13 protein-coding genes are annotated in these 12,659 nt (G+C 60.8%); 1 reads left to right on the forward strand and 12 read right to left on the reverse strand.

The genetic code is table 11. The annotated features are described in order from the left end of the window. The first annotated feature begins 158 nt into the window (after window positions 1-158). Complete coding sequence (locus tag EV665_RS30980) at window positions 159-749, forward strand: hypothetical protein (RefSeq protein ID WP_133037117.1); 591 nt, start codon at window positions 159-161, stop codon at window positions 747-749. A 24-nt stretch (window positions 750-773) separates the two neighbouring features. On the opposite strand, the gene EV665_RS30985 is transcribed toward EV665_RS30980, so the two are convergent. The 12 genes from EV665_RS30985 to EV665_RS31040 all read right to left on the reverse strand — a co-directional run bounded on the left by EV665_RS30985 (window position 774) and on the right by EV665_RS31040 (window position 12,485). Next, on the reverse strand, window positions 774-1,067 hold the full coding sequence (locus EV665_RS30985) for a hypothetical protein (protein WP_133037118.1): 294 nt from the start codon (window positions 1,065-1,067) through the stop codon (window positions 774-776). Window positions 1,068-1,456: 389 nt separating this feature from the next. Next, window positions 1,457-2,107, reverse strand: a complete 651-nt coding sequence (locus tag EV665_RS30990) for a hypothetical protein (protein ID WP_133037119.1) — start codon at window positions 2,105-2,107, stop codon at window positions 1,457-1,459. A gap of 2 nt (window positions 2,108-2,109) precedes the next feature. Further along, window positions 2,110-2,631: a phage baseplate assembly protein V gene (locus EV665_RS30995; protein ID WP_245507894.1), complete on the reverse strand. Its 522-nt coding sequence runs from the start codon at window positions 2,629-2,631 to the stop codon at window positions 2,110-2,112. A gap of 8 nt (window positions 2,632-2,639) precedes the next feature. Next, on the reverse strand, window positions 2,640-5,063 hold the full coding sequence (locus EV665_RS31000; protein ID WP_162853224.1) for a phage tail tape measure protein: 2,424 nt from the start codon (window positions 5,061-5,063) through the stop codon (window positions 2,640-2,642). 123 nt (window positions 5,064-5,186) lie between these two features. Beyond that, entirely contained in the window at window positions 5,187-5,453 is a 267-nt protein-coding gene (locus tag EV665_RS31005; protein ID WP_133037122.1) for a phage tail assembly protein, read from the reverse strand. Between the two features lie 418 nt (window positions 5,454-5,871). Beyond that, window positions 5,872-6,606, reverse strand: a complete 735-nt coding sequence (locus tag EV665_RS31010) for a head maturation protease, ClpP-related (RefSeq protein ID WP_133037123.1) — start codon at window positions 6,604-6,606, stop codon at window positions 5,872-5,874. Continuing rightward, window positions 6,596-7,534 (reverse strand): hypothetical protein, encoded by a 939-nt coding sequence (locus EV665_RS31015; RefSeq protein WP_133037124.1) that lies wholly within the window; start codon window positions 7,532-7,534, stop codon window positions 6,596-6,598. The genes EV665_RS31010 and EV665_RS31015 overlap by 11 nt, the downstream gene beginning before the upstream one ends. Window positions 7,535-7,545: 11 nt before the next feature. Then, entirely contained in the window at window positions 7,546-7,899 is a 354-nt protein-coding gene (locus EV665_RS31020; RefSeq protein ID WP_133037125.1) for a hypothetical protein, read from the reverse strand. Window positions 7,900-8,204: 305 nt separating this feature from the next. Next, a complete protein-coding gene (locus tag EV665_RS31025) occupies window positions 8,205-9,743 on the reverse strand; it encodes a hypothetical protein (protein WP_133037126.1) in 1,539 nt (512 codons plus the stop codon). Between the two features lie 505 nt (window positions 9,744-10,248). After that, complete coding sequence (locus EV665_RS31030; protein WP_133037127.1) at window positions 10,249-10,575, reverse strand: hypothetical protein; 327 nt, start codon at window positions 10,573-10,575, stop codon at window positions 10,249-10,251. Beyond that, entirely contained in the window at window positions 10,572-11,024 is a 453-nt protein-coding gene (locus EV665_RS31035; protein WP_133037128.1) for a hypothetical protein, read from the reverse strand. The genes EV665_RS31030 and EV665_RS31035 overlap by 4 nt, the downstream gene beginning before the upstream one ends. A gap of 213 nt (window positions 11,025-11,237) precedes the next feature. Next, window positions 11,238-12,485, reverse strand: a complete 1,248-nt coding sequence (locus EV665_RS31040) for an AAA family ATPase (protein ID WP_162853225.1) — start codon at window positions 12,483-12,485, stop codon at window positions 11,238-11,240. Window positions 12,486-12,659 lie beyond the last annotated feature (174 nt).

Below are 12,659 nucleotides of genomic sequence, written 5' to 3' on the forward strand. Positions count from 1 at the left end.
GGGCACGGATGATCATCACCCTCGAGCCGAAACTGCGGTGCACGCGGTGCGGCAACCGGGAGGCCAATGATTTCGTGCTGGCTAAGGTGGGGCGGGATTGAGGGGTCGACAACCGTGAATCGCGATGCGATGTTGGCACTCTCCAAAAGGAATAGACTATGACCGACGACGCCTGGAACCATAATGACGGACTTATCTCCCGCGATCGGGCTCACGCCGTCGGCCTAGTGGTGCTCTACTCGAATCTGGTCGAGGACGGGATAAGATCGCTCCTATCTCGCTATTCAGGGATGGGCGATGTAGAGGCAGCCCATTTCACATTTTCGATGGACGTTTCAAAAATGATCGAAACGTCACTGCGTCTGGCCGAATTGAAAGAGGCCGATGCTATCGTCTTGGAACACATCAAGCACGGACTAGCGGTTGCGAATATATGCAGGCAGAACAGAAATATCATCGCCCACAGTTGGATAAACTTCTCTGGCGATAAGCTGTTCAAGCCCTCAAACCGGGGCGCACCTCTGACGCGGGTATACGACTTCGATTTGAAGGTTATTCGGCGCGTTGCCGATGAGATATGGGAATGTGGCCACTACCTGATGTTTCTTGGTCTGTATATTGCAGCGCGAGGTGACCCACACTGGCGGCAATCATTGCCCGGAAAACCTCTGAAACCACAAAGTCTGACGAGCATTGATCAATATGGTCCTGAAGCGCTTGCTCGCCGGCCTTCAACATTTCCGGACTAATCAATTCATCCCGAGTTACCATCATCAAATCCCCGCCGCCGCCAACGCCGCTTGCTCACCGGCGCAGATCTCGTCCCACTTCTCCTCACGGCTGATCCGCCGATACGCTGATCGGGCGGCATTGATGAAATCAAACCAAAGCTCGTCAGGTATCTGGACGGCTCGCTGCCCACCGCGCAAGGTCGGTGGCAGCGCCGACAAGTTTCCGTCCGGCCGTTGGACTATGACGCAGTCACGGAGCAGCCATCCCTCAATCTCAGCGTCAAATGTCGCTTTGGCGCCCCCTGGTCCGGGGCGCATATTGCTGATGTTTATCATGTTCTTTTTTCCTCATGATGGGCGATTGCCACTCGCTCGAGTTCGGCTAGTTGTGTCGGACTAAGCGGCGCCGCCCTGGTCTCCCCAGGTGCACCTATGCGCGGCACCGAAAGGCCATAGCCATCGCCGCGCCGTATGAGGGCACAGCCCGGCAGGACGAGGCCGCCGACCCCTGCGGTGAAGGTGCAGGCGACACGGCCGGGCAGCCGGTTCATGTGTGAAATTCGGATCATACCCCCTCCGGGTCGGGTCCCTCTCCAGCCAAAAAACGACCCCTGCGGGTCGGACGTCCCGGCGCTCGCCTACCCACAGGCTCGAAAAGCTCGGCAACGTTGCCGGCCAAAAGCCGGGTTTTGGCTCTGTTGCGGTGTTGCCGAGGTGTTGCCGCCCTACTTGAACAGCCCGCCCGTCATCCTATTGATGTGGTGGATGACGCGGGGCTCAAGCCGTTCGGCTGTCTGATCCCAAACCTTAGCGACTTCGCCGCGCAGCATCTCGACAGGGATGAAGACGCCCGACTTCTGCTTCAGGAACTTTGTTCCTGTCCGCTCACGCTTGAACACGCCCGACTTTACGAAGGGGTTGCTCTTCACGGCGTTGTAAGAGTAGCCATCCGTGTTCGCGCGCACGAAGACCTGCCCGTTCCAGTTGGGCTTGGCTACGCGCTTTGGCCACCAACCTGCTTTCATAAAACTGGACGGGAAGACCTGCCGCACGCCGCGAGGAGCGGCGCTGACGCCGATCCTTGTCTCGCGCGGCTTGAAGTGCTTCAGGCTGATGTCACCACCCTGACCATGGATCACGTAGGTCAGGGTGGTCGGCGTCGACTTGGTGACATTCCGGCGCACCGCCTTTAACGTGGTGCGTTTCTGGAGGCCCGTCTGAACGGCAAGGGCACGGCCTGCCGCCGTGCCCCCTACGCGTCCGGTTTCGTTGATCGCACGGGAAAAGACCTGGCCGGCCTTGCGCGGCGACTTGAGGGCCGCCGTCGCCCTGGTGAATAGGGCAAGGCCGTCGCCCTTTATGTTGATCGTCAACATGGCTACACCGCATAAACCCGGCTGGCCGAACCAACCGCCGTGTCGCCGTCGCTGTCAGCATCGCCCTTGCGGTGCAGAAGCTGCCCGCCCTCTCCGCCGAGGTGAACCTCACCATCCAGCACGATCTTCGACGCCTTGAGGGTGATACCCCCGCCGCTGACCTCGATGACGGAGTCGCCCACCTTGAGCCGGAGCGGCACGTTCTCGCCATTCTCGCGGGCATTGTCGTCGCTATACGTCCCGAAATCGATCCGGGCGTCGGTCAGGTCGCCGCTTTCGGAAACTACGTCGACTTGCTCACCGACGGCATAGATCACGTCCATCTTAACCGCGCCAGCGCCTACGGTCCTGGCTCGGATCCACGGGGACAGGTACGGCACGCCGCCCTGGCGTGAGAGCTCAACGCGGTAGCGGCCCTTATCGTCGGGGCCTTCCGCGATCGTGCCGGTTCGCCGTCGGTTGTTGTTGCGGCGCTCCGTATCAGCGATACGCACGCCAATGTGACTAAGCTGCTGGTCGGGCATTCTGGGTATCATGTGAAGACTCCGTCGTAACTTTCCCACGTCGCTTTATTTTTCTCGCCGAGGATGCGCATGACATCCGCTGCGAAGGATTCCGCATCCTGCCGAGCGGGGACGTTGAAGGTGGGTGAGAAATTGAAGGTGTTGCCGACGCTCCGGACCGGGCCACTGGCTGATGCCGCCGAGCCCGCCGCAGCCGCCCGATATGCATCGTGCGGCGAGATCATCCCTGACGCGCCCGGACTGAACAACTCCGGACCTTTTTCGCCAACAAGATACAAGCCACCGCTTCGCACCGGCCCGCCACGCTCGCGCTTCGGAACGGCCGAGGTGGATTCGGCGGAGCCGCCACTGGATTCGCCACCCCATAGTCTGGAGAGCCAGCCCGGAGGAGATGGCCATTTGATGATGTTGGAAACATCGATCTGACCGATCGCCGTCTTGATCTTTTCCGGCAGAGACGTGAACCACGCCAGAAGCTCCGCCGCCTTCGCGGTCACGCCATCAATGATGCCCTGGATCATGTCGACGCCCGCCTGGAACATCGCCGAATTTAGGGCCTTGAAGCCGTCGATCAGCTTTCGCGTCACCGCATAAGCATTATCCTCGATGACCATCTGATGCTGGCGTGTCAGGTCATTCGACTGGAACAACGAACCCAGCCAGCTAGCCGCCTCTTTGAACTGCTCCCATGCCCATTTTGCAGCATCCCCGAGTGCGGAGAACGACTGCGCGAACGGGTCGAGCACAGGCCACAAGAAATCGATGGCAGGCTGAAGTTCCTCGCCGATCGCGCGGGCAACGCCCGTCACGACGCCGCTGATACGATCCCAGTTCTGCCAGAGCGCCAGACCGGCTCCGGCAACAATGGCGACCCCTGCACCGATGGCGAACCATGCGGGCGCGGAGATGGTGGCCAGTGCAGCACCAACGGTAGTGAGGGCGCCCCCAATTGCGGTTACGCCTGGCACGGCCGCCGCCATACCGCCGAGAGCGGCGCGCACCGTTTCAAGTTTCGTTAGGCCCGCACCGTTGAGCCCCCCGTCAAGCATGGCGGCCATGCCGGCGTTCTTCGACGTGGAGAGCGCCTTCAGGGACCGCTGCAACGCAACGGCTTCCGTCGCCGCCGTGGTAAAGTGCGAAGCCAGCCGCGCGACCGGAATCACCATGGACAGGATGCCGCCCTTGGTCCACAAAAACGCGAAGCGGGTGGCGGTCATGGCGATATTAAATCCCACCACGGCAGCCGTAGCGGCAACGATGGCAGCGGTGGCTTCCGGATAGCGTTCCGCGAGATCGGCGATGCCGGTGACAATCGGCGCAACCTTGTCGATCACGCTGTTGAGAGCTGGCAGCAGGGCCGATCCGATCGATGCGGAAATGTTCTCGAGCGCGGCTTGCATGCGGAGGAGTGCGCCTTCCGAGGTCTTCATTCGGCGCTGGAAGTCTGCCTCTACCGTGCCGGACGCCCCCATGGCCTCGGCTCGAATCCGCTTGTATTCTTCCATGTTCTGGATGAGGGGCCGAAGACCCTGCTGGACCTGCGCATCCGAGAACAGGTCGCCAAGCTTCCCGAGGTCGCCCTTAAGGGTTTTGTTGGTGATGTCCGCGATGGCCTCAATCGGGCTCATGCCCGCTTCGGCACGCTTCTTCAGCTCCCGCTCAAGATTGACGCCCATCTTCTTGAACGCCTTGATCGTCTGCGGTGCGCGGATCTTTTGAAGGACATTCGAAAGGTTCGTCGCGGCCGAAGCCGAGTCGCCTGTGCCCTTGCGGACTATCTGCAGGGCGGCGGAAAGGTCAGCCACAGCTGGCACGCCGGTCTGCCCCAGAGCCTGATACCCCGCCCCGAGAGCCGGGAAATATTGGGCCATGTCCTTGAGTTCGAAGGCGCCTGCCTTGCCAGCCTGGGCCATTGCGTCAAGAGCTTTGCCGAACTGGTCAGCAGGGACCTTTAGGTTGTCGAGAGCGGCATACCCGGCCGATGACAGGTCTGTGATGGACGCCTTATATGCGAAAGCTGCTTTGCCGATATTCGGCAGGAGCTTCAGGGCGTCACCTTCAGAAGCGCCGAGGCCGAGAAGGGTGTCCATGCCCTCGGCCATTTCGCTGCCGGCCTGGTTCGTCTGCCGGCCGATCAGGCGAAGTTGCTTACCGAGTTCCGCGAGCCGCTTCTGAGGAATATCGGCCTTTTGGCCGATGTCTTCGAGCTTTGACTCGAATGCCACCGCGGCTTTCACGGGAGCCGTGAGGCTCCGCGCCAAGGTGTATCCGACTGCAATAGCGTCGAACATGCGGCCGCGCATAGCGTCCATGGCGGCCGCATTCCGGGCCGCCATCATCTGCAACTTCGCGAGGGCGGCGTGGACACCCTTCGCCCTTCCGCTCACCTTGTCGGTGAGCGAGAGGACGAGCTCAGCTTGCCGTTTCGCCACGGCCGCCTCCATTTTTCAGTTTGATGAGTTCGACGGCCGCCTCGTACCAATCGAGGGTCTTGTCGGGCGGCCACTGCTCAATGACGTTCACGGGGGTGTTCAGTTCGGAGGCGATGAGGGCGACTACGCCGCGCCACCCACCTCCTCTTCCTCCCCCATTAGGTCAGCCACGGCGACTGCGATTCTGTTGAAATCACGCATCGGAACCTGCTTGAACACCTGAATCGGCACGTCCGCCATAGAGGCGAAGGTAGCGATCAGCTTGCCGTTCGGGCCGTCGAACTTGTCGGCTACGATAAGGTCTCCGGTCGTGGCTTCGCGGAAGGTCAGGGTCTGGTAAGTGGTGCCGTTGTGTTCGATCGGCGTGCGGAGGGTGTAGGTTACGGTCATGGGTGGTTCCTTTCGGTACGAAAAGCCCGGCGTAATGGCCGGGCGATGGTGAAGTGGTTTTGTGGGTGAGGTGTCCGCAGAGGTAACAAATGCGGACACCAGAGCGTCCGCGACTGTTACCGGTCTTTGGCAAGCTTCAGAACGCCAAAGTGACCCAAATGAAGCTTGTCAGTCGCGGCAACGTCGACAACCCCATGCTGGTTAAGCACAAGTAATCCTTTAGCTTTCCAGACGGTGACGGTCTTGCGGCTCACACCTCGATATCGAGCGTAAGCACTCTGCTTACAGAACGCGGGAGGCGGATTCTGGATTGGTGTCCGCACTTGTTACCCCCTTTTTGAGGTCGCTAAAGTTCGACTGCCGAGGACTGCGCGTCCGCTGGGCGGTCGGACTAGGATAGGGTTCCTGACCGAGGGGGCTATCGGTGGCGCCGGACGAAGGCGTTGTTCGCCTCTACGATTTTTGCCCAGCCGGTCAGCTCGACCTTCGGCTTCGGCTCCTCCGGCGGCGCGGCAGGCGCAAAGCCCATCGACTTGTTCATGGCGGCGACAACGCGGGCCCATGACGCCTTGGTGTCCGCAACCTTCTGTAGGCCCCGAGGGGAGGCGGCGGCGCGTGCGTGAACGGCCTGCATCCGCGCTTCGTACTTCTTGTCGACCCGAGCGAAAGGGACAGCCAGACGATCAACCACTGCGGTTGCGAACCCCGCTGCGACGGCCTCGTCGGGCGTATACCAGGTCTCCGCCTTCATGACCTGGCGGGCCGCTGCCTCGGAGATTCCAGCCCTCTTCGCGTAAACCTTGGCGTACGCAACCGCATGGGCTTCCAACTGCTCCACCGTCCTCTGATGCGCGTCAGAGTCGCCGTAGGTGAAGTTGTGCGGCTCGTGGATCATCAATATCGATCCGTCCAGCATCGTGATGGTATGGCCCGCCATGGCAATGAGGCTTGCCGCCGAGGCGGCGATGCCGATGATTTCGACGTGAACCTTACCGCGGTGGCCGGACAAAATGTTGTATATCGCGCTGCCATCGACGGCGATGCCGCCGCCGCTATTAATGGCGACGGTGATGTCGCCGCTGTACGGCAGCGCGGCGCGAACGGTCGTCGGGGTGAAGTCCTCCCCGACGACACCGAAGAGGTCAAGCCGCATCGGCAGTCTCCTTGGGGGCGAGCACGTATTCGACCTCCGGCTTGCGTTCTGCGCGGATACGACGGGGCGGAAGCGGCTGATCAAGCTTTGCGAGGAGGCCTGGCGCGTGGTAACTGCCGGGTTCAAAGAAGACAGGCCCACCCACGATTGCTGGCGGCAGTTCCACCTTCTGATGGAGAGGCGCAGCGAAATGGCCCGTGTCGTCGGGCAGGAAGGTACGCTTGACGAACCGCCGCTTCACAACCTCGATCGTGCCGCCGCCGTCTGTGGTGTAGTAGCCCTTCTCCCAGCCGCCCTCGTCGAAGTCGTCTTCACTCCAACGGCTTCGGATTCGTTTGCCGACATGCTCGACGCGGACACGGTGTTGGTGCTCAACGGGCGTGCGCTGATCGCCGATATAGGCCCAGAGCTCGACGATCTCTTCCTTCGTGACCTCTTTGTACAGATTCGGCGAAGAGCGAACGTCCTCAGCCTTGCCCAGGCGAGCGGCGCCGGCGGGAAGGTTTTCGTTGGCGGCTTCGACGGCCACGTCCGCCTCGGCGATTGCGCGAAGGACGCCCCGTATCTGCATCGCGGCCCTCTCGTAGTCTCCGAGTTTCTTGCGGGCGATAGCTGTCAGTTCCTTCGCGCGATCGTAAGCGACCTGGCGTTCGGACTCGGCTTCAGCTTCGATGGCGGCTTCGTGGTCCCGCTCGAGACGGTGGATGCGAGCACGCGCCTGGTCTACATCGATGCCCGCTTCGGTTTTCGCGTCGAGGAAAGCGCGAAGCGACTTCTTGTCGGCCGTGAGGAGGTTGGCGTCGTATTGCGCTTCGGCATCAGCGACCGCGGCTTCAGCAGCCGCCAGTTCGGCCTGCGCCTTGGTGATTGCAGCGGCGAGGTCGGCGGAGGACGACTTGCCGAGTATCTTGTTGATCAGTTTTCCCAACGGGATTCCTTTCATTGCTTAGAGAGCCGGCGCCGCAGTTCCGCAAGTGGAAGGCGGATGGCCGTGCTGGAGGGCTGGTCGGTGGTGGTGGTGATCGGGCCGCCGATGGGCCGATGGACCCAGATGGCGTCTGCGCCTGACGTCGCGATCTGGCGAGCGATGGGTAGAACCTCGTGCGGCCGACCGAGACGATGGCGGAAAAGCTCCGCTGCGATGGCTATGGTGACGGCCTCAATGTGGTTGTAGATTCGGGCCTTGCCGCGGACCGCGCCGAGGTGGAACGCCGGGGCGCGGCATAGCCATTGCCGAATGGCGGCTTCCGACAGACCGAGGAGGCCCGCCAGGTCGCCGTTGTTGAAGGTCAAGATGGCCTCCTCTCTGTGACGCAGGCTGGGCGTCACGATTGTGGTGGTAAAAAAAGACCGCTCCTCGAAAGGAGCGGTCAGATGATCGCGGACGTCCAAGAACGCGATCCACGGAGACTGGCCCCGCGTCGCGGATGACCGCGACGACGCGGAGACCGCGCCGGGGAGAAGAGGCCCGGCGCGATTGGAATAAGAAGGGCCGCTGGGGGCGGCAAAGAGCTCGAGGGCTTGGCGCCTGCTGTGTCCGTGTGGAGGCTGCGCGTTCTGCCCTCTACCTGTATTGCCGCCCAGATGCATTTTGGGGACTAGGCGGCAGCAAGTTTTTTCAGATTTTCGTTGGCGGCCTTGAGAATCTTCTTCCCGAACCGTTCGGCTGTCTTCTCTTTCTTGCCGAAAGCCTCACCGACTTCCTCCAGATTGGCAGCGGTGCTAGCGATGTTCAACGCCTTCCGCTCGTTGGCCGGAAGAGCAGCAGCCCATCGTTCGAATTCGCCCTGCCGGGCCATCTCATCGGAGATGTCTTCCCAGCGCTCGGCTGGTTGCTTGCCTTTCGGGCTGGATATCCATCCGCCGACGAAGGAGGCACTGATGTCCTCTGACCCGAGAGGCAGGCCGTCCGGGTAGCGCGTGACCGGCGGTCGCGGACCAGCCAGAAGTACGGCATGGTCCTCTGCCGTGAATCGAACCTTCCGGCGCATCTTGCCGCGCGGGAGGAATCGTAATTTCTCGCTGCCGTCTTCGCCGGTCTCGACCACGGACGAACGGTCGACCTTGTAAAGAGATGACCAGTACGACGCAGCGCGCACCTTCTCGGCCGGGTCGGGCTCCGGCCCCATTAGCTCTCCGAACTTGTCCGGCTGATGGAGGATGGTGCCTTCTTCGACGTGTTCCATGCTGATGTTGGTCTTGCCCGCCTCAATGCTCTCCACGCGGATCTTGGTTTTGCCGTTCGCTATCCGAAGTTTACCAGCCCGGACAATCGTCGCGTGGCTCTTCTTCACCTTGCCGGCCCTGTCGGTTTTGTCGGGCACCGTCTGCAGGGTAATATCAGTCGGCCGGCACTCAATGTCACCACCGCCACCAATGCGAGCGTGACGCCACTCGACTGTCGGTCCGGCCTTCTTGATGTACGATTTCAATTCGGCATCGCTGGAGCCGGGGCGAATGCGCCGCTGGAGATTAGAAGCGGGCCGGTCTTCGCCTTCGACGTAGTTGTCGTTGTCGTGCCGCATCCAATTAGTGCCGGACAGGGATAGGGGCTTCCGCATCCTGGCCCAGGTTAGCAGCATGTTCAGGCTATCCGCCAGGTGGGCATTCTTCGGCTTTTCCGTCGAAGCGGCGCGGTCGAAGATGTCGGAATCGTTTGGTGGCAGGGTAGCCCAAATGGCCATAGCGCGAGCGAGCCATGTGGCTGTCGGCCCGTCGTTCTCCATCCACACCAGAGTGCCGACAGGGCGGACACGATGCGTGGGAAGGATGAAGCCGTGGCGGATGGCAACGAAATGCGCGACGATTCCGAAAAGGCGACGCAGGCGCTCGGAGGTGGAAACATACCGACCGGACTCAGCGACGTCGTCTCCGTCGACGAGCAGGTCCAAAAATCGCTCCGGAATCCACGGTGCACGCTCGGCTTCCGGAGTGAGTGGGAGCGGCAGCTCGAATCTGGCGAGGGGCTGCTTCCCGGCCAGCCATTGGGCTGTGGCGCGGTTGCTGTAAAGGCGCTGGCCCGCAAGGATGTAGTCACAACGGTTCCAGCGGTCCGCGGCCGTGGCGCGGGCGGTCGAAGATGTCATTTGTGATTTCCCCAGTGTGCCCTGGCGGGCGAAGTTGGCCTCGTTGGCCATCGTGGAGCGCCGCCCTTTCCGGGTCTTGCGCATGTGCCGCCGTGCGGCGAGCTTGATTCTGAATATAAATTCTTTTTACAAATTTGTCAAGCTTTTTCTTGACAAGTCGGAATTTTTGTGATCGCCGCACCCGAGAATAAGTTCTACCAGTGATCTTGAACCGAACTGACGGCATTCCCAACTAATAACAAAGGATCGGCCGCGCGCTTGAGGTAGCCCCGGGCTGAAAAGCAAACCCACTTCGGGAGGGTTTCGCGAATAAACGGAAAAAACCTCAATAAGGTCTGGTGTCCGATACGCGGCCCCATAAGGGCTTCGGACGTAGAGGAAGGAGTGGCGTGATGAACGCAACTTTGGTTCTCGAAGCCAGCAAGTCTACCGGCACCGTCCGGATGGCTGTCGACCTACGGGTTAATCTGGCGGCGATCCTGGCAGTTCTAAGTAGGCTGTTCTAACGGAAAGCCCTCTCGCTCACCACGGGAGGGTTTTTCATTTCCGGCAAGTGCTATGCCGCCACCATCAACGCCGTCCGCCATTCCGTATCGAACTGGCGGACGTCGACTGGCTGATGGCAGCACTCCCAGACGTTCAGCGGGAACCCGTCGCTACGCTTCGGCTTGCCGTAAAGGCGCTCGAATTCGTCAACGGCGGCGCGAAGCTTGGCCTCGCACTTCGCCGCTCGCTCTCGCTGCCAGATGCTCGTCTGGTCGTCGTCATCGCCCGCATATTTGAGCAGGTCGAGCGCATCGTAGTATTTGCCGACCGCGATGCTGATGAGCATGTTGCGGTGGGCACGGGTGCCTGGCTTGGGATCTCTGGGTTTCGTGGTCATGCGGCCGCCCTCGCGATACGCTCATCCCTGAGGCGACGATTCTCGGCCCGCCACTCCTCTAAGGTGTCGTAGACGCCTTCTCCCCGTGCAATAACCCGACCATCTGGCGAGAGGACCGCTTGCTCGCTTTCGCTAAACGTTTCTATCGCCACCGGACTGGCAACCCCCAAATCGTCGAGGCGCCACCCAACGATCGGGCTTCGGCACACATAGTCATCGCCGCTCTCCATCATTCCCCAAGCAACGCACTCATAGCCTTGGACGGCGGGCACCATTTGCGGCCCCTTAAGCAGATCCTCTAGTTGGGTATTGAAGATTGTTTCGATGTGCGTCGTCCCGCCTGACGTCACGATCTCGATGCGGGTTGTCTTTCCGCTGTCGTGACACGGGATCAGCGCAGCGATATGGTTGGTATTGAAGTATGCGCCCGACTTGGTTTGAAAGAACATGTGCTTCTCCCTTAACTGGTTGCATTTTGCTACCGGATTTTTGGAGCGGAGACCTTAAGGAAAACTCCTATCCCTCCGGAGATATTTCACCCTCAATCACGGGGAAGATGGGTGCCCATTTTAAGAATGGGCCACCCTTATCCCCCTATCCGGATTGCTATTGCTCTTCGGAGATTTCTGGATTTCTCCGGAGAAATCCGAAAAAATCCGGCTTCATTCTGTCTTGATCCGCCAGACCCATTCCGTCGAAGACCATGTTCCGAAGCAATAATCGCCGGCATCTCGTGCGCGTGTGATGGCAACCTTAAATGCGCTACGCGCATTATCGGCTCGCTTCACCGGGTCAGACTGCGCAGTCACATAACGGCGTGCGAACTCGGCACGGACGTCCTCGACCTTTGCGGCCTGTACCTCTGGGGCCGTGCTTTCGCCGTGGACGCGGACACGATGAAGCTCCGCCGCTTCGAACGCCTCGCGGAACGGCCGGTCGGTCTTGCTGGTTTTCAGCTTCTTGGCAGGCCCTTTGCCATCCGTATCGAAGTCCAGCACCAGCGTCGTGATCGGAGAACCATCATCGCGGCGAGCGATCTCCACCACGCGTTTCTGGATAGCCGCGATTGGACCTTCCGGAGCTTCACGGCTCTTCGCTAGGTGCAGGTAGTGGTTTTGCGTATCGCCGGTGATCTCGTCACGGTCGCACGCCAGCATGAGCGCGAAGTCGGCAGCAGCACGGGCATTGGAGGAGCCGCGAAGGCCAGCCGAGGCGTTCTTGCCGGCGTGATGGATGAGGATGATCACAATGTCCAAGCGTTCGGAGATCGGCTGGAGCGCGTGGAAGACCTTCTGCCATGCGCCGGGATCGTTCTCCTTGTCTTCTGGAATCATCCCTGCCGCGGCAACCGTGTCGATGATCAGCGCCACCAGCGGCAAGTCGAAGCGCTCATTGATTGAAGCCGCCGCCTGCCGGAGGCGACCTTCGAGGGCGGTGTATCCGGCTTGATCTTCGATGGAGCCGAATTTCTCCAGGGTGAAGAATGGCAAGACCTCGTCTTGATCCTCCATCTGCATGCGGCGGGCTTTCAGGCGAGCCTTGATGGTGCCTTCCCCTTCGGCTGCCAGATAGACGACCCCACCACGTCGCTCAATCTCGCGGCCAGCAAGCGGCTCGCCCGTCATGAGGCAAGTTGCGGCATGGATCGAAAAGAACGTCTTCAGCGCACCGGACTGGCCGCCAAAGAAACCGACACCATTGCGCGGCACCGTGTTTCTGATGAGTTCGGGCTCCGGAACGAATTCGCTGTCTTCGCCGAGGAAACGAAGCACGCCGCGATCGTTGTCGTTGGCGACGACCGGCATCGCCGCCTTCGCAAGCGCCTGCAGTTGGTCGATGGTGTTGCCGGCCTCCATCCAGTCGGTGACGTCGCCCTTATCGGGAAGGCCGGGAAGCTCGACGCGCTTCACTGTGGCGATACCCTGCAGGAGGCCGATGGCCTTATCCGCTTTATCCGTGCCGGTCCTGTCGTTGTCCGGGATAACGAAGATAGAGGTGGCTCGGTTTGTCTGAACAGCTTCGGGCGTTTCGCTAAGTGGATTTCCGCCTCGATTATGCCGCCACCATCATTGGTGTCAGCGCGT

It is taken from the genome of Shinella granuli (assembly GCF_004341885.1).
Taxonomy (GTDB): domain Bacteria; phylum Pseudomonadota; class Alphaproteobacteria; order Rhizobiales; family Rhizobiaceae; genus Shinella; species Shinella granuli.

What these genes read in the sequence shown, in the direction of transcription:
- EV665_RS30980 (WP_133037117.1), top strand. Translation starts at nt 159, where the DNA reads ATGACCGACGACGCCTGGAACCATAATGACGGACTTATCTCCCGCGAT.
- EV665_RS30985 (WP_133037118.1), bottom strand. Translation starts at nt 1,067, where the DNA reads ATGATAAACATCAGCAATATGCGCCCCGGACCAGGGGGCGCCAAAGCG.
- EV665_RS30990 (WP_133037119.1), bottom strand. Translation starts at nt 2,107, where the DNA reads ATGTTGACGATCAACATAAAGGGCGACGGCCTTGCCCTATTCACCAGG.
- EV665_RS30995 (WP_245507894.1), bottom strand. Translation starts at nt 2,631, where the DNA reads ATGCCCGACCAGCAGCTTAGTCACATTGGCGTGCGTATCGCTGATACG.
- EV665_RS31005 (WP_133037122.1), bottom strand. Translation starts at nt 5,453, where the DNA reads ATGACCGTAACCTACACCCTCCGCACGCCGATCGAACACAACGGCACC.
- EV665_RS31010 (WP_133037123.1), bottom strand. Translation starts at nt 6,606, where the DNA reads ATGCGGCTTGACCTCTTCGGTGTCGTCGGGGAGGACTTCACCCCGACG.
- EV665_RS31025 (WP_133037126.1), bottom strand. Translation starts at nt 9,743, where the DNA reads ATGGCCAACGAGGCCAACTTCGCCCGCCAGGGCACACTGGGGAAATCA.
- EV665_RS31030 (WP_133037127.1), bottom strand. Translation starts at nt 10,575, where the DNA reads ATGACCACGAAACCCAGAGATCCCAAGCCAGGCACCCGTGCCCACCGC.
- EV665_RS31035 (WP_133037128.1), bottom strand. Translation starts at nt 11,024, where the DNA reads ATGTTCTTTCAAACCAAGTCGGGCGCATACTTCAATACCAACCATATC.